Below are 21,547 nucleotides of genomic sequence, written 5' to 3' on the forward strand. Positions count from 1 at the left end.
CGGGCTAGCCTGCAGGCGTGCGCTTCCTCAACGACCTGCAGCCCGGGCTCGACCTGACCTACGACGACGTCTTCATGGTGCCGAGCCGCTCCGGCGTCACGTCGCGGATGGACGTCGACCTCTCGTGCGACGACGGCACCGGCAACACCATCCCGATCGTGGTCGCCAACATGACGGCGATCGCGGGGCGTCGGATGGCCGAGACCGTCGCCCGCCGTGGTGGGCTGGTCGTCATCCCCCAGGACATCCCGACCGATGTCGTGCACGACGTCGTCTCCGACGTGAAGTCGAAGCACCTGCTGCACGACACCCCGATCACCCTCTCCCCCACCGAGACCGTCGGCGCCGCGATGTCGTTGCTGCCCAAGCGTTCGCACGGTGCAGCCGTCGTCGTCGGTGACGACGGCCGACCGGTCGGCGTGGTCACCCTGGCCGACCTGCAGGGCGTCGACCGCTTCACCCAGGTGCGCGAGGTCATGTCGCGGGACGTCGTCACGGTCGCCGCCGACGTCACGCCCGAGGCCGCGTTCGCCACCCTCGGCGCGGCCCGCCACCGCCTCGCCCCGGCCGTCGACCCCGACGGCCGACTCGTCGGGCTGCTCACCCGCACGGGCGCGCTGAGGGCCACGCTCTACCGCCCCAACACCGATGCCGGAGGTCATCTGCGCGTGGCCGCGGCCGTCGGCATCAACGGCGACGTCGCCGGCCGCGCCAAGGCCCTGGTCGCCGCCGGTGTCGACGTCGTCGTCGTCGACACCGCCCACGGGCACCAGGAGAAGATGCTCGAGGCGCTCGCCGCCGTGCGCGCCCTCGACCTCGGTGTCCCCCTCTGCGCGGGCAACGTCGTCTCGGCCGGTGGCGTGCGCGACCTCGTGGCGGCGGGTGCCGACATCGTCAAGGTCGGCGTCGGGCCCGGTGCCATGTGCACCACCCGCATGATGACCGGGGTCGGTCGCCCGCAGTTCTCGGCCGTGCTCGAGTGCTCGAGGGCAGCGGCCGAGCTCGGTCGCCACGTGTGGGCCGACGGCGGGGTCAAGCACCCGCGCGACGTCGCCCTGGCGCTGGCCGCGGGGGCCTCCAACGTCATGGTCGGGTCCTGGTTCGCCGGCACCCACGAGTCACCCGGTGACCTCGTCGTCGGCCAGGACGGGCGCGCCTACAAGGAGTCGTTCGGGATGGCGTCGTCGCGGGCCGTGCGCCACCGCACCGCCGCCGACTCGTCCTACGACCGGGCCCGCAAGGCCCTCTTCGAGGAGGGCATCTCCAGCGCCCGGATGTATGTCGATCCGCAGCGGCCGGGCGTCGAGGACCTGCTCGACTTGATCATCGCGGGCGTGCGCTCGGCCTTCACCTACGCGGGCGCCGCCACGATCGCGCAGTTCCACGAGCGGGCCGTGGTGGGGCTGCAGAGCACCGCCGGCTTTGCCGAGGGGACAGCTCGTCACACGAGCTGGTGAGGCCCGGCAGGAGCGCAGGGTCGGTGCTCAGCGCGCTGTCGGGCTCGGCTCGTGCTCCTGGTCGGCGGCCGGCCACGTCGTCGCCAGGGGCGAGGCGGCGGGGTTGACCCGGGCCACGATCTCGTCGAGCACCCGACGCACGGAGGGCCCCCCCACCCACAGGTGCTTTGCGCCGTCGACCCCGACGACCTCCGCCTGCGGCACGGCGGCGAACCGCTCGCGCGCCTGCGGGGGCTGAAGGTAGTCGTCGTGCTCTGGCACCAGTGCGACCAGCGGCTTGCCGCTGTCGGCCCACGCGGCGAGGTGCTCCGGGCCGCTGTAGCGCAGCGGCGGGCTGAGCAGGATCGCTCCCTCGACCGACGGGTCGAGGCCGTACATCAGGGTCAGGTCCGTGCCGAAGGACCAGCCGACGAGCCAGCGGTGCGGCAGCTCCGGGCCCTCGTGGAACTCGGCCAGCTCGATGGCCGCGGCGACGTCGTACTGCTCGCTGACCCCCTCACCGAAGGTGCCCTGCGAGGTGCCCCGCGGCGACGTGACCCCGCGCAGGTTGAAGCGCAGCACGGCGAGGTCGGCGAGGGCCGGCAGCCGGTAGGCCGCCTTCTTGAAGACGTGGCTGTCCATGAAGCCCCCGTGGGTGGGCAGCGGGTGGAGGGTCAGCAGGGTCGCGACCGGGTCGCGGTGCAGCGGCAGGGCCAGCTCGCCCACCAGCGTCAGGCCGTCGGCCGTGTGCAGCTGCACCGGCTCGCGTCGGGCTGGCAGGATCGAGCTGGCCCGGATCTCGTCGGCGCGGGTGCTGCTGCGGGGGGGACTCACCCCGGCAGGCTACCGATCGCCGCCGCGGGGCATGGCTACCGGTAGGCGTTGCCGCTGGGCCGGGCGTCGCGGCGCTGCCAGCACCCCGAGTGCCAGTGGCGCCGGTCCCCCACCCCGCCGACCCCGTCGGCCGGCCAGGCCACCACGTGCGGCACCCCGACGGGCACGTCCTGCTGGCAGCCGGGGCAGAGGTAGGGGCGCGTCGCGCTCGCGCCGGTGACCTGGCGCACGGTCCAGTAGCCCCCGGCATACCGCTGCGTGGACGTGACCCCGCCGAGCCTCGCGGCGTCCAGCGGGCTGTCGTCTTTGCGGCGTCGGTTAGCCCTAGGCACGATTTCTCCTTATTTATCCCACCAATCTGGGAAAACCTTGGTAAGTATCTGTCCAAACCATGGACATCCGGTCCCCGCCCTGCATAGTCTCGCGCCAGCCCACGGGCACCGGGCCCGGGTCTCGTGAGGAGCCTCCATCGTGCACGTCTTGTCTCGTGGTGCCGTCATCGGTGCCGCCGTTCTCTCCGTGGCCGGAGCCGGGCTCATGCCCGTGGCCGCCACGGCAGCATCCCGGTCCGGCCCCTCGGGGCTGCGCGCCACCGCTATCGCGCCGACCTCGACCATCAGTGCCCCCAAGTCGGCGTCCGGCAAGGTCGCCCAGAGCGACCCCGCCGTGCTCAAGCGCACCGACGCGGCCCTGGTCAGCGTCATGGTCAAGCTCGACGTCGACGGCCTCGCGGGCTACCGCGGCGGTCTGGCCGGGCTCGCGGCCACCAGCCCCAGCGTGACGGGCAAGGCTCTCGCCGGTGGACGCTCCTCCGCCGAGAAGGCCTACCTCGCCCACGCCGCGAGCGTCGACGCCACCTTCCGTCGGGCGCTGGCCCGCAGCGTGCCCGGTGCCCGCGCGGGCACCACGCTCACGACGGTCTACGGCGGGCTGTCGGTCCGCCTGCCGGCCAACCAGGCCGCCGCGCTGCTGCGCCTGCCCGGCGTCGTCGCGGTGCAGGCCGACACCCTCAACAAGACCAACGCCGTCGTCGAGAGCCCGCAGTTCATCGGCGCGCCGGCGGTCTGGAAGAGGATCGGCGGCCGTGACCTCGCGGGCAAGGGCGTCATCTTCGCCGACCTCGACACCGGCATCTGGCCGGAGCACCCGATGCTCGCCGACAACCCCGCCCTGGGCACCCCGCCGGGGGCCCCGAGCGGGAAGGCGCGAGAGTGCGACTTCGGCGACAACCCGCTGACCCCCGCCGCGGACGTCTTCACCTGCAACCACAAGGTGATCGGCGGGTCGTCGAAGATGGCGACCTACAACGCCGTCGTGGGGGGTGAGGTCTACCCCGACACCGCCCGTGACAGCGGCGGGCACGGCACCCACACCACGACGACCGCCGCCGGTGGCTACGTCAGCAGCGCCCTCGACCTCGGCGTCGACCGCGGCCCGATCAGCGGTGTCGCGCCCGGCGCCTGGGTGCTGGAGTACAAGGTCTGCGGCGTCCAGGGCTGCTTCTCGTCCGACTCGGTCGCCGCCGTGCAGCAGGCCGTCCTCGACGGTGCCTCGGTCATCAACTACTCCATCTCGGGCGGGTCCAACCCGTTCGCCGACGCTGTCGAGCTCGCCTTCCGCGACGCCTACGCGGCCGGCGTCTTCGTCGCCGCCTCGGCGGGTAACAGCGGCCCCGCCGCCGGCAGCACCGACCACCGCAGCCCGTGGGTGACCACGGTGGCCGCCTCGACGCAGACCCGCGAGTACGCCTCGACCCTCACGGTCAGGGGCGGCGGCTCCACGGCGACCTTCGAGGGGTCGACCCTCACCGCGGGTGTCACCGCGGCGACCCCGATCATCAGGGCCGAGGACATCCCCGGCTACGGCAAGCTCTGCAGCACCGAGCTGCCCGCGGGTGCCGCCGACGGCAAGGTCGTGGCCTGCCAGCGCGGTGTCATCGGCCGGGTGCAGAAGGGCTTCAACGTCAAGGCCGGTGGCGCGGTCGGCATGATCCTCTACAACCTGCCGCTCGCCGACACCGAGACCGACAACCACTTCCTGCCCACGGTTCACCTCGCTGACGGCACCGCCTTCCTCGCCTTCCTGGCCGCCCACCCGGTCGCCACGGCCTCCTGGGGTGCCGGTGAGAAGCGCGCCGGCCAGGGCGACGTCATGGCCGCCTTCTCCTCACGTGGCCCGGGCGGGCAGTTCCTCAAGCCCGACATCACCGCCCCCGGCGTGCAGATCCTGGCCGGCAACACCCCCACCCCCGACGAGGTCCCCAGCGGCCCGGCCGGGCAGTTCTACCAGGCCATCGCCGGCACCTCGATGTCGGCGCCGCACATCGCGGGCTCGGCCATCCTGCTCAAGGGTCTGCACAACGCGTGGAGCCCCGGGGCGATCAAGTCGGCGATGATGACCACCGCCGCCGTCGACGTCGTCAAGGAAGACCTCGTCACCCCCGCCGACCCGTTCGACTACGGTGCCGGCCGGGTGGCCCTCGCCAAGGCCGGTGACGCGCCCATCGTCTTCGACGAGAGCGCCGACAACATGGCGGCCACGGGGCCGAGCCCGCTCACCGCCCCCGAGCTCAACCTGCCGTCGATCAACCTGCCGACGATGCCGGGCACCGTCACCGTGCACCGCACGGCGACCAACCTGTCGGGCAAGGCGTACGCCTACACCGTCAAGACCAACGTCCCGGGTGGGTCGTCCATCTCGGTCAGGCCGTCGTCCGGCAAGATCGGCATCGGCAAGTCACAGACGTTCGCCATCACCGTGAGCTCCTCGGCCCCGGCCGGGCAGTACTTCGGTGGTCTGCGCTGGTCCTCCCCCGGCAACGTCGACGTGCACGTGCCGGTGGCCTTCGAGAAGAAGCAGAGCGGCATCACCCTGAGCCAGTCCTGCTCACCGGCCTACCTCGAGCGGGGCACCAACACCACGTGCACCGTCTCGGCCGAGAACGTCTCGTCCGGCCCGGCCGACGTCACTGCGACGACCACCACCGACGGCGGCCTCAAGGTGCTCTCCGGTGAGGGCGTGCGGGTGGTCAACGGCTCGAAGGCCAGGACCGGCAAGGTCACCCTGGCCGGCGTGTCCGACGCGAAGCCGGCCATCGCCGGCTCGACCGACACCCCCGGTGGTGGCTTCCTCGACCTGGCCGGCTTCGGGATCCCCCCGGTGGCCGTGGGCGACGAGACCAACACCAACTTCTCGGTGCCGTCCTACCTCTTCGGAGGCAGGGCCTACACCCGGATCGGGGTGACCTCCAACGGCTACGCGCTGGCGGGAGGGTCCGACAGCCAGGCCGACATCGACTACGCGGCCCAGACGTTGCCCGACCCCACCCGACCGAACGGCCTGCTCGCGCCCTACTGGACCGACCTCAACGGCACGGGCAAGGCCGGGGTCCGGGTGGCCACCCTCTCGGACAGCACCACGGGCCAGAGCTGGCTCGTGGTGCAGTGGGACGTCGCGCTCTACGGCGCGTCGACCCCGGCCGGTGACCGCTCGTTCCAGCTATGGGTCACCCAGGGCTCGACCGAGGCGTCGTTCTTCGAGTATGCCGACGGCACCGACGGTGCCGCCGCCACCGACCCCCTGACGGTGGGCGCCGAGAACCCCTCCGGCACCTTCGGCGCGCAGGTCGAGGGCGTCCCGTCCGGCAGCTACGTCGTGACCTCGACCCCCGGCACCAAGGGAGACTCCCTGACCTACTCGCTGACGCTGAACGGCGTCACGGCTGGTCGGCACTTCCTGACGACCGACCTCGTCTCCGACGTCGTGCTCGGCACCACGCGGACGTCGACCAGGGTGGTGGTCACCCCCTGACCCCCGGGGGTTGACGCGAGGAAGGGGCGGGACCCGGTGGGTCCCGCCCCTTCCGTGAGCCGTGGTCAGGCGTAGGTGCGGAACCCTCGCCCGGTCTTGCGACCGAGGTAGCCGGCGGTCACCAGGTGCTCGAGCAGCGGCGCCGGTGCGAACCCGGGCTCACGGAACTCGAGGTACAGCTCGCGCTGGATGGCGAGCGACACGTCGAGGCCCACGACGTCGAGCAGCTCGAAGGGCCCCATCGGGTATCCGCACCCCGTCTTCATCGCCGTGTCGATGTCGTCGGCCTCGGCGTAGTGCGCCTCGAGCATCCGCACGGCGTCGTTGAGGTAGGGGAAGAGCAGGGCGTTGACGATGAAGCCGGAGCGGTCGCCGCACCGCACGGGGTGCTTGCCGAGCCGTGAGGTGAGGTCGACCACCGTGGCGGTGACCTCCGCGGCGGTCGACACCGTCGAGACGACCTCGACGAGCTTCATGACCGCGGCCGGGTTGAAGAAGTGCATGCCGATCACGTCCTGCGGCCGCGAGGTGACCACCGCGCACTCGATGACGGGCAGCGACGACGTGGTGGTCGCGAGGATCGCGCCCGGCTTGCAGACCTTGTCGAGGGTGCGGAAGAGGTCCTGCTTGGCCCCCAGCTCCTCCACGATCGCCTCGACGACGAGGTCGACGTCGGCGAGGTCGTCATGGGTCGTCGTGCCGACGACGCGCGAGACGACCTCGTCGGCCGCCTCCTGCGTCATCTTGCCGCGGGTCACGGCCTTGCCCAGGCTCTTGCCGAGGGCCGTCAGCACGCCGGCGACCTTCTCGGGCGAGCGGGCCACGAAGGTGACCGGGAAACCACCCTTGGCGAAAACCTCGATGATGCCGGCCGCCATCGTGCCCGAGCCGATCACGCCGACCGTGGCGATGCCGCGCAGCGCGACGCCGTCGGTGGACGAGGACGCCGTGGCGGCGTCCGCGACGACCGTTGAGGAGCCGGGCTCTGCATACGTGTAGAAGCCGCGGCCGCTCTTGCGGCCCTTGAGGCCGGCGCTGACCATCTGCTTGATGACCGGGCTCGGCGCGTGCAGCCGGTCGCGACCCTGCTTGTACATCGTGTCGAGGATCTCGTAGGCCGTGTCGAGCCCGATGAGGTCCATCAGCGCGAGCGGGCCCATGGGCAGGCCGCAGCCGAAGCGCATCGCCGCGTCGATGTCCTCGCGGGAGGCGTAGCGGGTCTCGAACATCGACACGGCGTGGTTGAGGTAGCCGAAGAGCAGCGCATTGGCGATGAACCCGGCCTTGTCGCCGACGACGACGGGTTGCTTGCCCAGCCGCTCGGCGAGGGCCTTGACGTCCTCGAAGACCGAGTCCTCGGTGATGACCGTGCGCACGACCTCGACGAACTGCTGCACCGGGGCCGGGTTGAAGAAGTGCATGCCCACGACGCGCTTGGGGTTGGAGGTCGCGACCGCGATCTCGGTGACGGGCAGGGACGAGGTGTTGGTGGCGATCACCGCATCGTCGCCGACGATCGCGTCGACCCGCGCGAGGATCTCCTTCTTGAGCTCGAGGCTCTCGGGCACCGCCTCGACGACGAGCTGGCAGCCGGCCAGGTCCGCGAAGTCGGAGGTGTAGGTCACCCTCGAGTGCAGCGCCTCGGAGTCGTCCGCAGAGAGCTTGCCGCGCTCGACGGCGCGGCCGGTCGAGTGCTCGAGCACCCCCCGTCCCCGACCGAGGGCCACGTCATCGACCTCGACGGCGATGACGTCGATCCCGTTGCGGGCGAACACTTCGACGATGCCGGCTCCCATGGTCCCGAGACCGATGACGCCGACTTTGGTGAACTCACGAGCCATGTCGGCGAGTGTGTCAGGGCCCGGTCGCCCCCGGGGGCGGGTCCGGGGGCGACGGTCGTCACACCGCCCGGAGCCGCAGGGTGGGTGTGACCCACCTCGCACGGGTAGATTGCCGGTCGTGAGACTCGTCGTGGCCCGCTGCTCCGTCGACTACGAGGGGCGGCTGCAGGCCCACCTGCCCCTCGCCACCCGGCTGCTGGTCGTGAAGGCCGACGGGTCGGTGCTGGTGCACAGCGACGGTGGCTCCTACAAGCCGCTCAACTGGATGTCACCGCCGTGCGTGATGGCCGAGGTGGCGCCCGAGGAGAGCGAGGCGGCCGATGGCGTGAGCGCGGTGTGGGTCGTCGCCCACCAGAAGTCGGAGGACCGGCTCCGGGTGCGGATCCACGAGGTGCTCCACGACAGCGCGCACGACCTCGGGGTCGACCCCGGGCTCGTCAAGGACGGGGTAGAGGCGCACCTGCAGCGGCTGCTGGCGGAGCACATCCACACCCTCGGAGAGGGCTGGTCGCTGGTGCGGCGCGAGTACATGACCGCGATCGGACCGGTCGACATCCTCGCCCGCAGCGGGAGCCGGGCCCACGTCGCCGTGGAGATCAAGCGGCGCGGCGACATCGACGGCGTCGAGCAGCTGACCCGCTACCTCGAGCTGATGAACCGCGACCCCCACCTCGCGCCCGTCACCGGCGTCTTCGCCGCGCAGGAGATCAAGCCGCAGGCTCGGGTGCTGGCCCAGGACCGCGGCATCCGGTGCGTCGTGCTCGACTACGACGCGCTGCGAGGGATCGACGACACGGAGTCACGGCTGTTCTGACCCGCCCTCGTGCTGCGCGCGCGAGGGGCGTGGTGGGATGGGCGCATGACGCAGGAGACCCGACGCTGATGGCCGCCCCCGTGTCGCAGTGGGGTGACGGTGAGCGCGTCGCCGTGCTCGTCCACGGGTTGACGGGTGACCCGGGTATCTGGTTGCGCGTCGGGCCGGCCCTGGCCGAGCGCGGCTTCCGGGTCGTGGCGGTGACGCTGCCGGGGCACGGCGGCACGGGGGCTGCCTCCGGATGGAGCGCCGAGGTGCTGGCGCAGGCCGTGCTCGACCAGGCCCCCGCGGCACCCGACCTCGCGATCGGCCACTCGCTCGGCGGCTACACGCTCAGCGTGGCCCTCGACCGGCTGGCGCCGCGCGTCGTGGTCTACGAGGACCCCGTGCTCGACCTGACGGCCGCCGCGCCCGCCCTGCTCGGCTACCGGGCGCAGAAGCAGTGGACTGCGGCCGATGTCGCAGCGGCCTACCCGCTGTGGCCACAGGGCGCGTGGGACGCGAAGCTGGTGGCCCTGGCAGGGTGGGACCCCGAGATCGTGGAGGTGCTCGGTGACCCGACGGCCTTCCCCGAGGCACCCGTGCGGCAGGCTGGAGCGGGTGGCGAGGTCTCGTCGACCTTCGTCCTGGCCTCTCCCAGCGCCCTCGTGCCACCTGCGGTCGTCGAGCGGCTGCGCGACCTGGGGCACGAGGTCGTCCCGGTCGACGGGGCCGGGCACAGCGTCCACCACGACCGCTTCGAGGGGTTCATGGCGGCGGTCGACGACGCGCTCGCGGCGGGCCGGCCGTAGACCCGTGTCCGTCGCCGTCGCCGCCCCCAACGCCCTCGCCGTGCAGGCCGGGCTCGATGTGATCGGCTCCGGCGGGAGCGCGGTCGACGCGGCGGTGGCCGCCATGGTGGTGGCGATGTCGACCGAGCCGGGGATCGTCAGCCCCCTCGGTGGCGCCTTCGTCACCGTGTGGCCGGCCGGCACCGATCCCGAGGTGGTCGACGGCAATGTCGAGATGCCCGGTCGGGGGCAGCCGCGCGACCGCTTCGGGGGCGGGCTCCACGAGATCACCACCACCTACGGCGGCGGCCTGACGCTGTATGCCGGGCCCGGCTCGGTCGCCACCCCGGGCGCCTTCGCCGGGCTCGGCCTGGCCCACGAGCGGCACGGCCGGATGCCCTGGAGCGAGGTGCTCTCCCCCGCGGTCGAGGTCCTGCGGCGGGGCTACCGACTCGGGGCGGCTGCGGCGAGCTATCTCGCCCTCACGGGAGACAGCGTCTTCGCCTGGGACCCCGAGACCGCCGCCCTGCTGCTGCGAGAGGGCCTTCCGCCCCCGACCGACTCTCTGGTCGACGACCGGGCCCTGGCCCGCACCCTGGCCCACCTCGCGTCCGCCGGGTGGCGCGACCTCTACCGCGGCGACCTCGCGGCCACCGTCGGAGCGGACCTCGACGCCCGGGGCGGGCTGCTCACCCGGGCCGACCTCGAGGCCTACGAGCCGCGGGTGCGGGCCGCGCTCCGCCTCGACGTCGGGCCGTGGTCCCTCGCCACCAACGCCCCTCCCAGCATCGGCGGTCCGGTGCTGGCCGTGATGCTGCGCGAGCTGTCCCGCACGGGATGGTCGCTCGACGAGGTCATCCGCATCCAGCGGGTCGTCCTCGGGCACCGGCTGCGGGTGCACGACTACTCGACCGACCTCGAGTCCGACGGCCACGACCTGCTCGCTCGGGTCGAGCGGCACGGTCTGGCGAGCCTGCCGACGAGCGGCTCGACGGCCCACGTCTCGGTCGTCGACGGCGCGGGCAACGCCTGCGCCGTCACCGGGTCCGCCGGATACGGGTCGGGGCTGACCGTGACGGGCACCGGGCTGATGACCAACAACTGCCTGGGGGAGCCCGAGCTCAACCGTCTGGGTCTGCACGCGCTCGCCCCCGGCACCCGTCTGGCGTCGAACATGGCACCGACCACGGGTCGGGGAGCCGACGGCGAGGTGCTGGCCATCGGCTCCCCCGGCGCCGACCGCATCACGACCGCGCTGATGCAGGTGCTGGGTCGGCACTGCTTCGCCGGTGTGCCCCTGCTCGAGGCGATCGAGTCACCCCGCCTGCACGTGTCGTTCCAGGGGGAGGAGCTGACGCCCCGCCTGCAGGTCGAGGACGATGCCGAGCTGGCGGCGGCCGTGGAGCGGTCGGGTCTGCCCGTCGACACCCACGGGCCCCGCTCGATGTACTTCGGCGGAGTGGGTGCGGCCCACCGGCTGGCCGACGGCTCACTGGCCGCGGCCGGCGACGTCCGTCGGGAGTCGGCGACGGGCATCGCCTGATCAGCAGCGCCCCGAGGTCGAGACCGGCTCCAGCATCGGCACGGGCTCGCTGGGCAGGCCACGTGCCTCGCGGATCAGCCGCACGAACTGGGCCATGATCTCGTTGAGCCCGAAGTCCTTCGGGGTGAAGACGGCTGCCACGCCGGCTGCCTTGAGGGCCGTCGCGTCGGACTCCGGGATGATGCCCCCGACGATGACCGGCACGTCGTCGAGCCCCGCTGCCTTCAGCCCCGCGAGCACGTCGGGCACGAGCGCCATGTGCGAGCCAGAGAGGATCGACAGCCCGACGAGGTGCACGTCCTCCGCCACGGCGGCCGACACGATCTGCTCGGGCGTGAGCCGGATGCCCTGGTAGATCACCTCGAAGCCCGCGTCCCGCGCACGCACCGCCACCTGCTCGGCGCCGTTGGAGTGCCCGTCGAGCCCCGGCTTGCCCACGAGCACCCGCAGTCGCTCACCGAGCTCGTCAGCGGTGTGCCGCACGGCCTCGCGGACGGCCGCCAGGCCGTCCCCGCTGCTGATGCCCACCGATCCCGAGACTCCAGTGGGCGCGCGGTACTCACCGAACTGGTCGCGCAGGGCCTGGGCCCACTCGCCCGTCGTGAGCCCGGCGCGGGCGCACTCGAGGGTCGCCTCCATGAGGTTGGTCCCCGACGCGGCGTCCGCGCGCAGCCGCACCACCGACTGCTCGGTCCGCTCGCGGCGCACCGGGTCGGCGTCACGCGCGTCACGCCAGGCCCGCACGGCGGTGACGGCCGCCGACTCGACGTCGGCGTCGACGCTCTGGATCGCCGTGTCCAGGTCGGCGGTCAGCGGGTTGACCTCGGTGGTGGTGAACCTGTTGAGCCCGACGACGACGTCCTCACCCGTCTCGATGCGGTGGCGACGGGCCGAGTGCGACGAGACGAGGGCCGACTTCATGTAGCCCGACTCGACCGCGGCGACGGCGCCGCCCATCTCCTGCACACGCGCCATCTCGGCCCTTGCCCCGTCGACGAGGGCCGCGACCTTCTGCTCGACCACCAGCGACCCCGCGAACAGGTCGTCGTACTCGAGCAGGTCGGACTCGAAGGCGAGCACCTGCTGCAGCCGCAGCGACCACTGCTGGTCCCACGGGCGCGGCAGGCCGAGGGCCTCGTTCCACGCCGGGAGCTGCACCGCCCGGGCCCGGGCGTCCTTCGAGAGCGTGACCGCCAACATCTCGAGCACGATCCGCTGCACGTTGTTCTCGGGCTGGGCCTCGGTGAGACCGAGGGAGTTGACCTGCACGCCGTAGCGGAAGCGTCGCTGTTTCTGGTCCTGCACGCCGTAGCGCTCGAGCGTCAGCTCGTCCCACAGCTGCACGAAGGCCCGCATCTTGCACATCTCCTCGACGAAGCGGACCCCCGCGTTGACGAAGAAGGAGATGCGCGCCACGACCTCGCCGAACTCCTGCACCGGCACCTGACCCGAGTCACGCACGGCGTCGAGCACCGCGATCGCCGTCGAGAGCGAGTAGGCCAGCTCCTGCACCGGGGTGGCCCCGGCCTCCTGCAGGTGGTAGCTGCAGATGTTGATGGGGTTCCACGTCGGGATCTCGCGCACCGTGTGGGCGATCATGTCGGTGATCAGCCGCAGCGAGGGCTCGGGCGGGAAGGCGTAGGTCCCCCGCGAGAGGTATTCCTTGATGATGTCGTTCTGGGTCGTGCCCGCGAGGGCGTGCACCCAGGCCTCGGGGTCCTCCCCCGCTGCCTGCGCCTGCTCCTCCGCCGTGACCTGGTAGAGCGCCAGCATCCACATCGCGACCGCGTTGATGGTCATCGAGGTGTTCATGTCCTTGAGCGGGATGTCGGCGAAGAGCCGACGCATGTCGCCGATGTGGCTGATCGGCACCCCGACCTTTCCCACCTCACCCCGGGCCAGCGCGTGGTCGGGGTCGTAGCCGGTCTGGGTCGGCAGGTCGAAGGCGACCGACAGCCCGGTCTGGCCCTTGGCGAGGTTGCGCCGGTAGAGGGCGTTGCTGGCCGCGGCACTGGAGTGCCCCGCATACGTGCGCATCACCCACGGGCGGTCACGGGGGGGCCGGAACGTCTCGGCGGCTTCAGTCTCGGGCATGGCCCGACGCTACCGGCGCGTGCTGCGCCGCAGCGGTCGATCAGGCGGTGAGAGCCGCCACACCCGCTGGGCCCGACGCCTCGTCGCATCCGGAGAGGCGTGCCGAGGAGGCACGCCAGCCGCGCGGCAGCACCCGAACGGCGCGCAGCAGCCGCTCCGAGCGAGGGGTGGCCTCCATGACGACCAGCCGTCGCCCGCAGCGCAGGGCGAGCTGGTGGGCCTCGACCAGCAGGCCGACCGCGGCGGCGTCCCCCAGCTCGACCTCGGACAGGTCGAGCTGCACCGGACCGTTGCCGGTGGCGACCACGCGCAGCAGGGTCGTGCGCACATCGGCCAGGCAACCGGCGTGCAGGCGACCGCCGAGCTGGACGAGGTCGTGCCCCTCAGCGGTCACGGCGACCCCGAGCGTCGCCGTGACCTGCCGAGGTGGAGCGTCGCCCTGCGCCACGAGCGTGTCCTGCATGCGTGAACCCCTGTCGCGTGGTGTGGGACGCCACGACGGCGACTGCCGTCGTCACTGTCTAGGACGCCGACACCACCCGAAAGGTTGCGTCCTCCGGTCAGGTGCCTCGTAGCACCCACATCGTGGCCCATGACATTCGCCTCACGGGGGTGTCAAACGCCACTGTTGCTCAATCGTGTCTGAATCACCCACGGACGGAGATACCCCATCGTCGCGGACAGCTTCGCGAGGGCGCCCGAGCGGAGCCCGGGCGCCGGTGAGAGGGTTGGGCCCATGGTCAACCTGACGAGGATCTACACCCGCACCGGCGACGACGGCACGACGTCGCTCGGCGACTTCAGCCGGACGTCCAAGAACGACCCCCGGCTGCACGCCTACGCCGACGTCAACGAGGCGAATGCCCAGATCGGGGTGGCCGTGGCGGTGGGTGGCCTCGCCGACGACGTGGCCGCGACCCTGCACCGGGTGCAGAACGAGCTCTTCGACGTCGGCGCTGACCTCTGCACCCCACTGCAGGCGACCTACGAGTACCCTCCGCTGCGCGTGCTGCAGCCCTGGGTCGACGACCTCGAGCGCGACTGCGACACCTATCTGGAGCGGGTGGAGAAGCTGCGCTCCTTCATCCTGCCCGGCGGGTCGGCCGGCTCGGCCCACCTGCACGTCGCCACGACCGTCGTCCGACGGGCCGAGCGCTCCACCTGGGCCGCGGTCGCCGCCCACGGCACCACCCCCGGCGAGGGCAAGGGCGTCGGCGGGATCAACCCGCTCGCGGCGACCTACCTCAACCGGCTCTCAGACCTGCTGTTCATCCTGTCGAGGGTGGCCAACCTCGGACACGGAGGCGACGTCCTGTGGCAGCCCGGCGGCGGACGCGTCGCCGCACCGGCTGGTCGCGACCACGCGGTCGACGACGAGGCACCACGCGCCGACGACTGAGCGGTAGGCCGGGCTCAGGCGACGTCGGCCCGGGAGCCCGGTGGGGCGGCCTCGAGCCAGGACCGCAGCGCGGTGTAGTGCTCGGGCAGCAGCGCCAGCTCGAACGTCGCGTCCCCGTCGTGGCACTGCACCCCCACGGCGTCCGGGAGCAGGTCCAGGCGTTCGTGACCGCCCAGCACCGTCGGGGCGTCGAGGTCGACCCCGTTGCGGTCCCACCCGTCCACGGGACGGGTGGTCACCCCGAGCAGGGGAAACCACTCGAGCTGCTCGCTGCCGAGGCGCAGGAGCCCGAGCCGCCAGCGAGAGGCGCTGGGGGGACGCATCCCACACAGCGTGAGGATGCTGTCGCGCGCCAGGACCCTGCGCCGCACGAAGACCCCGGCGAGAGCGAGGCACACGAGCACCACGAGCACACCGACCAGCACCTCGACACTGAGAAGTGCGGTCGCCATGAGTGGGTTCAGACCCTCGCCTCGGGCGCCTCGACCGTGTCGGCGACGATGGTCACGCGGTTGTGCTCGACGGAGAGGAAACCGCTGTCGACGGTGACGACCTGGTCGCCACCCTCACCCTGGATGGTGACGTCACCGGAGACCAGCACCCCCAGCAACGGCTGGTGCCCCGGCATGATGCCGAGCTCGCCCTCACTGGTGCGCGCGCGCACCAGCTTTGCCTCGCCCGACCACACCTTGCGGTCGGCGGCGACAAGATCCACCTGAAGCTGACTCACGACGTCCTCCGGTTCGTATCACTGCGCGCGACCCCGGGGCCGCGTGGGGATGAGTCTATCGGTCGATCGGCTGACGTTGACACCGACGACCTCGCGTGGCCACGCATGGCCACGGGTGGCCGGGCCGGGCCACCGTCAGTCACAGGTGAGTCACGCCTGGGCACACAGGGGCAAGCAGGGCACAGCCGAGGTGCTGCCACGAGGCCGGGCCCGTGTGGGCCCGGCCTCGTGCGGTGCCGACGTGCGGTGATGAGATCAGGTCAGAGGTTCTTCTGGATCTCGGACCACTGACGCTCGACGTCGTCGAGGCCACCACACATGAAGAAGGCCTGCTCGGCGACGTGGTCGTACTCGCCGTCGGCGATCTTGGTGAAGCCCTCGATCGAGTCGGCCAACGACACGGTCGACCCCTCGATGCCGGTGAACTGCTTGGCGACGTAGGTGTTCTGCGACAGGAAGCGCTGGATGCGACGCGCGCGGTTGACGAGGATCTTGTCCTCCTCGGACAGCTCGTCGATACCGAGGATCGCGATGATGTCCTGCAGCTCCTTGTTGCGCTGGAGGATCTGCTTGACCCGCACGGCCGTGTTGTAGTGGTCGGCGGCGATGTAGCGGGGGTCGAGGATCCGGCTCGTCGAGCTGAGCGGGTCCACGGCCGGGTAGATGCCGAGCGAGGCGATGTCACGCGAGAGCTCGGTGGTGGCGTCGAGGTGCGCGAAGGTGGTCGCCGGGGCCGGGTCGGTGTAGTCGTCAGCCGGCACGTAGATCGCCTGCATCGAGGTGATCGAGTGACCCCGCGTCGAGGTGATGCGCTCCTGGAGGGTGCCCATCTCGTCGGCGAGAGTCGGCTGGTAGCCGACGGCAGACGGCATCCGGCCCAGGAGGGTGGAGACCTCGGACCCGGCCTGGGTGAAGCGGAAGATGTTGTCGATGAAGAGCAGCACGTCCTGGTTCTGCACGTCGCGGAAGTACTCCGCCATCGTCAGCGCCGAGAGGGCCACGCGCAGACGGGTGCCCGGCGGCTCGTCCATCTGGCCGAACACGAGGGCGGTCTGCCCGAGGACGCCGGCCTCCTCCATCTCGACCATGAGGTCATTGCCCTCACGGGTGCGCTCGCCGACACCGGCGAAGACGGAGACGCCTCCGTGGTCGCGGGCGACCCGGGCGATCATCTCCTGGATGAGCACGGTCTTGCCGACCCCGGCCCCACCGAAGAGGCCGATCTTGCCACCGAGGACGTACGGCGTCATGAGGTCGATGACCTTGATGCCCGTCTCGAACATCTGGGTCTTGGGCTCGAGCTGGTCGAACGGCGGCGCGCTGCGGTGGATGCCCCACCGCTCCTTGACGTCGAGCGTCTCGCCCGGCTCGAGGTTGAGGCACGCACCGGTCGTGTTGAAGACGCGCCCGAGGGTGACGTCACCGACCGGGACCATGATCGGGCCGCCGGTGTCCTGCACGGCCGAGCCGCGCACGATGCCGTCGGTCGGCTGCAGCGAGATGGCGCGCACCATGTTGTCGCCGATGTGCTGGGCGACCTCGAGGTTGACGTTGTGGCTCTCACCGAGCAGCTCGACCTGGGTCGTGAGCAGGTTGTACTGCTCCGGCATCCCGTCGACCGGGAACTCGATGTCGACGACCGGCCCGATGATGCGGGAGATGCGGCCGACCGCGCCGGCAGAACCCGACGCGCCTGCGGCGTGGTCAGTGACAGTGGCAGTCATGGTGACTCTTTCCTTCGTGGTTCTGGGCTGTCTGGTCGAGCTGGTGGGTCGTGCTGATCGTGCTGGTGCACGGGGTCATGCAGGTCACGCGGAGGCCAGGGCATCCGCGCCGCCGACGATCTCGCTGATCTCCTGCGTGATCTCGGCCTGACGCGCCTGGTTGGCCAGCCGCGTGTAGTTCTTGATGAGCGCGTCCGCGTTGTCGGTCGCCGACTTCATCGCCCGCTGCTGGGCGGCCATCTGCGACGCGGCCGAGGCCAGCAGGCAGGTCCAGATCCGCGAGATGACGTACTTCGGCAGGAGGGCGTCCAGCACCTCCTGGGCACTGGGCTCGAAGTTGTAGAGCGGCAGCACGTCGTCCGCGGCCGGCACGTCGTCGGCGTCGACCACCTCGAGGGGCACGAGGCGGATGACCCGCGGCTCCTGGGTGACCATGTTGACGAAGCGGGTGTAGACGACGTGGACCTCGTCGAGGCCGCCCTCCTCATAGGGCTTGAGGAAGTCGTCGACCAGGCGCTGGCCGATCTCCTTGGCCACCTCGTAGGTCGGGGCGTCGGAGAACCCGTCCCAGGCCGCCGCCCACTCACGCCGACGAAACTTGTAGAAGGACGCCGCGCGCCGACCACAGAGGTAGGAGACGACCTCCTTGCCCTCGTCCTGCAGGCGCTTGACGAGGGACTCGCTCTCACGCAGCACCGACGAGTTGTAGGCCCCCGACAGACCGCGGTCACCCGAGATGATGACGATGCCGGCCCGGCGGACGTGCTCGCGCTCGGTGGTGAGCGGGTGGTCCTCGTGCGAGTAGGTGGCGAGCGCCGACAGCGCCCGCGTCAGCGCAGCGGTGTAGGGCGTCGCAGCCTCGGACCGCTGGCGCGCCTTGATCACGCGCGACGCAGCAATCAGCTCCATCGCCCGCGTGATCTTCTTCGTCGCCTGGATCGACCGGACGCGCTGGCGGTAGACCCTCATCTGGCCTGCCATCCCTGCCGCCTCTCTCCGTACTGGTTGGTCTCTACGTGGGTGGGGCCGACCTTGGTCGACCGGCCCCGAAGACCCGACCACGCGGGCCTTCGGGGGGAAGCGGGGGGCGGAGCCCCCCGCTGCTAGCGCTTCTGGCGGACGATCTGCTCCTGGTCGATGTCCTCGTCGCCGAGCGACGTGGCCTCGGCCTCGTGACCGACATCGGTCCTGCGGTCGTCGAGCGGGGGCTCGCCCCCGAACTGCTTCTTGAACTCCGTGACGGCACCCTCGAGGGCCGAGCGGGTGTCGTCATCGAACTTCTTGGTCTCACGGATGCCGTCGAGCACGCCCTTGTGCTGGCGACGCAGGTAGTCGAGGAAGTCGAGCTCGAAGCGCCGCACGTCCTCGACCTTGATCGAGTCGAGCTGCCCGGTCGTGCCGGCCCAGATCGAGACGACCTGCTCCTCGATGGGGTACGGGTTGCTCTGGCTCTGCTTGAGCAGCTCGACCAGCCGCGCACCGCGGGCCAGCTGGGCCCGGGAGGCCGGGTCGAGGTCGGACGCGAACATCGCGAAGGCCTCGAGGGCGCGGAACTGGGCCAGGTCGAGCTTCAGGCGCCCGGAGACGTCCTTCATGGCCTTGATCTGGGCCGCACCACCGACACGGGAGACCGAGACACCCACGTCGATCGCCGGGCGGACGTTGGCGTTGAACAGGTCGGCCTGGAGGTAGATCTGGCCGTCGGTGATCGAGATGACGTTGGTCGGGATGTAGGCCGAGACGTCGCCACCCTTGGTCTCGATGATCGGCAGGCCGGTCATCGAGCCGTGGCCCAGGTCGTCGCTGAGCTTGGCGCAACGCTCGAGCAGCCGCGAGTGCAGGTAGAACACGTCACCCGGGTAGGCCTCGCGGCCCGGCGGGCGGCGCAGCAGCAGCGACACGGCTCGGTAGGCCTCGGCCTGCTTGCTCAGGTCGTCGAAGACGATGAGGACGTGCTTGCCCTCGTACATCCAGTGCTGACCGATGGCCGAGCCGGTGTAGGGCGCGAGGTACTTGAATCCGGCCGAGTCCGACGCGGGGGCGGCGACGATGGTGGTGTACTCCATCGCTCCGGCCTCCTCGAGGGTGCCCTTGACCGAGGCGATGGTGGAACCCTTCTGGCCGATGCCGACGTAGATGCAGCGCACCTGCTGGTCGGGGTCACCGGTCTCCCAGTTGCGCTTCTGGTTGATGATCGTGTCGACCGCGACCGTGGTCTTGCCGGTCTGGCGGTCGCCGATGATCAGCTGGCGCTGGCCACGGCCGATCGGGGTCATGGCATCGACCGCCTTGAGGCCGGTCTGCATCGGCTCGTGGACCGACTTGCGCTGGACCACCGAGGGCGCCTGCACCTCGAGGGGACGACGGGCCGAGGCCTCGATCTCGCCGAGGCCGTCGATGGGCTGCCCCAGGGGGTTGACCACGCGACCGAGGAACTTGTCGCCGACGGGGACCGAGAGGACCTCGCCGGTGCGCTTGACCTCCTGGCCCTCCTCGATGCCGCTGTACTCACCGAGGACGACGACACCGATCTCGTGCACGTCGAGGTTGAGCGCGAGGCCGAGGGTGCCGTCCGAGAACTGGAGCAGCTCGTTGGTCATCGCCGAGGGCAGGCCCTCGACGTGCGCGATGCCGTCACCGGCGTCGGTCACCCGACCGACCTCTTCGCGCGCGGCTGCGCCGGGCTCGTAGGTCTGGACGAAGTTGTCCAGGGCGTCGCGGATCTCCTCCGGACGGATCGAGAGCTCCGTCATCGTGTCTTCTCCTTCTGGGACCGGTGTCCCGGTTCGGCGGTACGGGCCGAAGCATGGGTGGTGCGCGTCTGTCGGGATGCGTCGTGCGGTGGTCGAGCAGGTGGTGCGGGTCGAGCGGGGTCGTGCACGGTGCGCACGGGTCGGGGGTCAGACCCCCAGGTGGCGCCGGGCCTCGTCGAGGCGACGCAGGATGGTGCCGTCGACGACCTCGTCGCCGACCTGCACGCGGATGCCGCCCACGACCCGGGGGTCGAGCACGACGTTGAGGTGCACGGTCTTGCCGTAGTGCGCGGTGAGCACCGCGACCAGACGGGCCCGCTGCGACTCGTCGAGGGCGATCGCCGCCGTGACCGTTGCTGCGAGCTGCTGACGCCTGCTCTCGGCCACGGCCTGGAAGCCCTCCATGACCGTGTCGAAGCGCCGGCCGCGGGGGGCCAGCACCGCCTGGCGGGCCAGACGCATCGTCTCCGGTGCGGCCCGACCGGCGAGCAACGACTCGACGACCTGCGCCTTCGGGCCGACCTGCGCCCGACGGTCGGTCATCGCGTCACGCAGCCCGGGGTTGCCGGCGACGATCCGCTCGAAGCGGAAGAGCTCGTCCTCGACCCGGTCGGCCCGCCCCTCCTGCTCGGCGCCGGCGATGACGGCGCTCACCGCGAGCTGCTCGCCCACGTCAGTCAGGTCGCGGTCCTGCGACCACCGCTGCTCGACGAGGCTGCGCAGCACCTGCAACGAGGCGTCACCGACCTTGCCCCCGAAGAGGCGGTCGACGAGGGCGACCTTGGCCGACCCCTCGCGCGACGGGTCACCGAGGGCCCGTCGCAGGCTCGCGCTGCCGTCGAGGGCCCCGACGATGGCGAAGAGGTCGTCGGCCAGCGAGACCGTGTCGGCCCCGCCGTCGATCACCCCGTCGAAGGTCTCCGTGGCGGAGACCAGCGCAGCGCGCGAGGATCCCTGCATCAGGAGTCGACCTTCTCGGGCTTGATCTCGCCGGCCTCGAGCTCGCCGAGGAAGCGCTCGACGATGCCCTTCTGGCGGACCTCGTCCTGCAGCGACTCACCGACGATGCGGCTGGCCAGGTCGGTCGACAGGCGCCCGACTTCTTGACGCAGCTGCACGACGGCGGACTGACGCTCGGCGTCGATCTGCTTCGAGGCGTTCTCGGTGATGCGGGTGGCCTCGGCCTGCGCCTTCTCGCGCAGCTCGGCCACGATCGCGGCACCCTGGGCCTTCGCGTCCTCGCGGATGCGGGAGGCCTCCTCACGGGCGTCTCTCAGCTGGGCGTTGTACTGCTCGAGGGCAGCCTGGGCCTGGGCCTGGGCCTCCTCCGCCTTGCTGATGCCGCCTTCGATGGCGGCGGTGCGCTCGGCGAAGATCTCCTCGAGCCGAGGAACGACCTTCTTGGCCACGACCCAGTAGAGGATCGCGAAGGTGACCAGAGCGAAGATCAGCTCGACCGGGTGCGGGATGATCGGGTACGCGGACGCCCAGAAACCACCGTCTGCGCCGCTGTCGGCAGCCGGGATGCTGAGTGCGAACATCAGGTGCTCCTCACGAGCTCGTGTTGGGGTGTCTCAGGAGCGGTGGTCAGGCCTTGAAGACGAAGGCAAGCGCGATACCGAAGATCGCGAGGGCCTCGGTGATGGCCATGCCCAGGAAGGCGATTGGCTGGAGCATGCCGCGGGCCTCGGGCTGACGCGCGACGCCGTTGATGTAGGCCGCGAAGATCAGGCCAACACCGATACCGGGGCCGATGGCAGAGAGGCCGTAGCCAAGGATGGCAATGTTGCCGGTCATGA

19 protein-coding genes are annotated in these 21,547 nt (G+C 71.2%); 6 read left to right on the forward strand and 13 right to left on the reverse strand.

The annotated features are described in order from the left end of the window. Window positions 1-17: 17 nt before the first annotated feature. Window positions 18-1,457 carry a GuaB1 family IMP dehydrogenase-related protein gene (locus V3N99_04105; GenBank protein MEO3935925.1) on the forward strand — a complete coding sequence of 480 codons (1,440 nt, stop codon included), beginning with the start codon at window positions 18-20 and terminating at the stop codon, window positions 1,455-1,457. 27 nt (window positions 1,458-1,484) lie between these two features. Here V3N99_04105 and V3N99_04110 read toward each other — a convergent pair whose 3' ends face one another. Both V3N99_04110 and V3N99_04115 read right to left on the reverse strand, forming a co-directional pair. Continuing rightward, window positions 1,485-2,270 carry an alpha/beta hydrolase gene (locus V3N99_04110; GenBank protein ID MEO3935926.1) on the reverse strand — a complete coding sequence of 262 codons (786 nt, stop codon included), beginning with the start codon at window positions 2,268-2,270 and terminating at the stop codon, window positions 1,485-1,487. A 35-nt stretch (window positions 2,271-2,305) separates the two neighbouring features. Further along, window positions 2,306-2,602 (reverse strand): hypothetical protein, encoded by a 297-nt coding sequence (locus tag V3N99_04115; protein ID MEO3935927.1) that lies wholly within the window; start codon window positions 2,600-2,602, stop codon window positions 2,306-2,308. A 139-nt stretch (window positions 2,603-2,741) separates the two neighbouring features. Between V3N99_04115 and V3N99_04120 the strand changes: the two genes are divergently transcribed. Then, on the forward strand, window positions 2,742-6,080 hold the full coding sequence (locus tag V3N99_04120; GenBank protein ID MEO3935928.1) for a S8 family serine peptidase: 3,339 nt from the start codon (window positions 2,742-2,744) through the stop codon (window positions 6,078-6,080). A gap of 65 nt (window positions 6,081-6,145) precedes the next feature. Here V3N99_04120 and V3N99_04125 read toward each other — a convergent pair whose 3' ends face one another. Continuing rightward, a complete protein-coding gene (locus V3N99_04125) occupies window positions 6,146-7,921 on the reverse strand; it encodes a 3-hydroxybutyryl-CoA dehydrogenase (protein ID MEO3935929.1) in 1,776 nt (591 codons plus the stop codon). A 118-nt stretch (window positions 7,922-8,039) separates the two neighbouring features. Between V3N99_04125 and nucS the strand changes: the two genes are divergently transcribed. The 3 genes from nucS to V3N99_04140 all read left to right on the forward strand — a co-directional run bounded on the left by nucS (window position 8,040) and on the right by V3N99_04140 (window position 11,048). Continuing rightward, complete coding sequence (gene nucS, locus V3N99_04130; protein ID MEO3935930.1) at window positions 8,040-8,735, forward strand: endonuclease NucS; 696 nt, start codon at window positions 8,040-8,042, stop codon at window positions 8,733-8,735. 68 nt (window positions 8,736-8,803) lie between these two features. Next, window positions 8,804-9,526: an alpha/beta fold hydrolase gene (locus V3N99_04135; protein ID MEO3935931.1), complete on the forward strand. Its 723-nt coding sequence runs from the start codon at window positions 8,804-8,806 to the stop codon at window positions 9,524-9,526. A 4-nt stretch (window positions 9,527-9,530) separates the two neighbouring features. Continuing rightward, window positions 9,531-11,048 (forward strand): gamma-glutamyltransferase, encoded by a 1,518-nt coding sequence (locus V3N99_04140; protein ID MEO3935932.1) that lies wholly within the window; start codon window positions 9,531-9,533, stop codon window positions 11,046-11,048. On the opposite strand, the gene V3N99_04145 is transcribed toward V3N99_04140, so the two are convergent. Next, window positions 11,049-13,142 (reverse strand): protein meaA, encoded by a 2,094-nt coding sequence (locus V3N99_04145; GenBank protein MEO3935933.1) that lies wholly within the window; start codon window positions 13,140-13,142, stop codon window positions 11,049-11,051. It abuts the gene before it with no gap. 40 nt (window positions 13,143-13,182) lie between these two features. After that, window positions 13,183-13,605 (reverse strand): STAS domain-containing protein, encoded by a 423-nt coding sequence (locus tag V3N99_04150; protein MEO3935934.1) that lies wholly within the window; start codon window positions 13,603-13,605, stop codon window positions 13,183-13,185. 273 nt (window positions 13,606-13,878) lie between these two features. Between V3N99_04150 and V3N99_04155 the strand changes: the two genes are divergently transcribed. Continuing rightward, window positions 13,879-14,541, forward strand: coding sequence for a cob(I)yrinic acid a,c-diamide adenosyltransferase (locus V3N99_04155; GenBank protein MEO3935935.1), 663 nt, complete (start codon window positions 13,879-13,881; stop codon window positions 14,539-14,541). Window positions 14,542-14,555: 14 nt separating this feature from the next. On the opposite strand, the gene V3N99_04160 is transcribed toward V3N99_04155, so the two are convergent. The 8 genes from V3N99_04160 to atpE form a co-directional block, all read right to left on the reverse strand. Then, the gene (locus tag V3N99_04160) at window positions 14,556-14,993 is read right to left on the reverse strand and encodes a DUF2550 family protein (GenBank protein MEO3935936.1); all 438 of its coding nucleotides are present in this window, start codon (window positions 14,991-14,993) and stop codon (window positions 14,556-14,558) included. Window positions 14,994-15,001: 8 nt separating this feature from the next. Further along, the gene (locus V3N99_04165) at window positions 15,002-15,271 is read right to left on the reverse strand and encodes a F0F1 ATP synthase subunit epsilon (GenBank protein ID MEO3935937.1); all 270 of its coding nucleotides are present in this window, start codon (window positions 15,269-15,271) and stop codon (window positions 15,002-15,004) included. A gap of 260 nt (window positions 15,272-15,531) precedes the next feature. After that, window positions 15,532-16,995 (reverse strand): F0F1 ATP synthase subunit beta, encoded by a 1,464-nt coding sequence (gene atpD / locus V3N99_04170; GenBank protein ID MEO3935938.1) that lies wholly within the window; start codon window positions 16,993-16,995, stop codon window positions 15,532-15,534. A gap of 84 nt (window positions 16,996-17,079) precedes the next feature. Further along, window positions 17,080-17,976: a F0F1 ATP synthase subunit gamma gene (locus tag V3N99_04175; protein MEO3935939.1), complete on the reverse strand. Its 897-nt coding sequence runs from the start codon at window positions 17,974-17,976 to the stop codon at window positions 17,080-17,082. A gap of 122 nt (window positions 17,977-18,098) precedes the next feature. Then, window positions 18,099-19,748, reverse strand: a complete 1,650-nt coding sequence (gene atpA, locus V3N99_04180) for a F0F1 ATP synthase subunit alpha (GenBank protein MEO3935940.1) — start codon at window positions 19,746-19,748, stop codon at window positions 18,099-18,101. 147 nt (window positions 19,749-19,895) lie between these two features. Next, entirely contained in the window at window positions 19,896-20,708 is an 813-nt protein-coding gene (locus V3N99_04185; protein MEO3935941.1) for a F0F1 ATP synthase subunit delta, read from the reverse strand. Next, the gene (locus V3N99_04190; GenBank protein ID MEO3935942.1) at window positions 20,708-21,289 is read right to left on the reverse strand and encodes a F0F1 ATP synthase subunit B; all 582 of its coding nucleotides are present in this window, start codon (window positions 21,287-21,289) and stop codon (window positions 20,708-20,710) included. The genes V3N99_04185 and V3N99_04190 overlap by 1 nt, the downstream gene beginning before the upstream one ends. A gap of 46 nt (window positions 21,290-21,335) precedes the next feature. Further along, entirely contained in the window at window positions 21,336-21,545 is a 210-nt protein-coding gene (gene atpE, locus V3N99_04195) for an ATP synthase F0 subunit C (protein ID MEO3935943.1), read from the reverse strand. Window positions 21,546-21,547: the final 2 nt, after the last annotated feature.

The organism is Dermatophilaceae bacterium Soc4.6, assembly GCA_039889245.1.
GTDB lineage: Bacteria > Actinomycetota > Actinomycetes > Actinomycetales > Dermatophilaceae > Lapillicoccus.

Excerpts from the sequence above, each read along its gene's own strand:
- V3N99_04125 (MEO3935929.1), bottom strand. The coding sequence starts at position 7,921 with ATGGCTCGTGAGTTCACCAAAGTCGGCGTCATCGGTCTCGGGACCATG.
- V3N99_04135 (MEO3935931.1), top strand. The coding sequence starts at position 8,804 with ATGGCCGCCCCCGTGTCGCAGTGGGGTGACGGTGAGCGCGTCGCCGTG.
- V3N99_04145 (MEO3935933.1), bottom strand. The coding sequence starts at position 13,142 with ATGCCCGAGACTGAAGCCGCCGAGACGTTCCGGCCCCCCCGTGACCGC.
- V3N99_04150 (MEO3935934.1), bottom strand. The coding sequence starts at position 13,605 with ATGCAGGACACGCTCGTGGCGCAGGGCGACGCTCCACCTCGGCAGGTC.
- V3N99_04155 (MEO3935935.1), top strand. The coding sequence starts at position 13,879 with ATGGTCAACCTGACGAGGATCTACACCCGCACCGGCGACGACGGCACG.
- V3N99_04160 (MEO3935936.1), bottom strand. The coding sequence starts at position 14,993 with ATGGCGACCGCACTTCTCAGTGTCGAGGTGCTGGTCGGTGTGCTCGTG.
- atpD (MEO3935938.1), bottom strand. The coding sequence starts at position 16,995 with ATGACTGCCACTGTCACTGACCACGCCGCAGGCGCGTCGGGTTCTGCC.
- V3N99_04175 (MEO3935939.1), bottom strand. The coding sequence starts at position 17,976 with ATGGCAGGCCAGATGAGGGTCTACCGCCAGCGCGTCCGGTCGATCCAG.
- atpA (MEO3935940.1), bottom strand. The coding sequence starts at position 19,748 with ATGACGGAGCTCTCGATCCGTCCGGAGGAGATCCGCGACGCCCTGGAC.
- V3N99_04185 (MEO3935941.1), bottom strand. The coding sequence starts at position 20,708 with ATGCAGGGATCCTCGCGCGCTGCGCTGGTCTCCGCCACGGAGACCTTC.
- V3N99_04190 (MEO3935942.1), bottom strand. The coding sequence starts at position 21,289 with ATGTTCGCACTCAGCATCCCGGCTGCCGACAGCGGCGCAGACGGTGGT.
- atpE (MEO3935943.1), bottom strand. The coding sequence starts at position 21,545 with ATGACCGGCAACATTGCCATCCTTGGCTACGGCCTCTCTGCCATCGGC.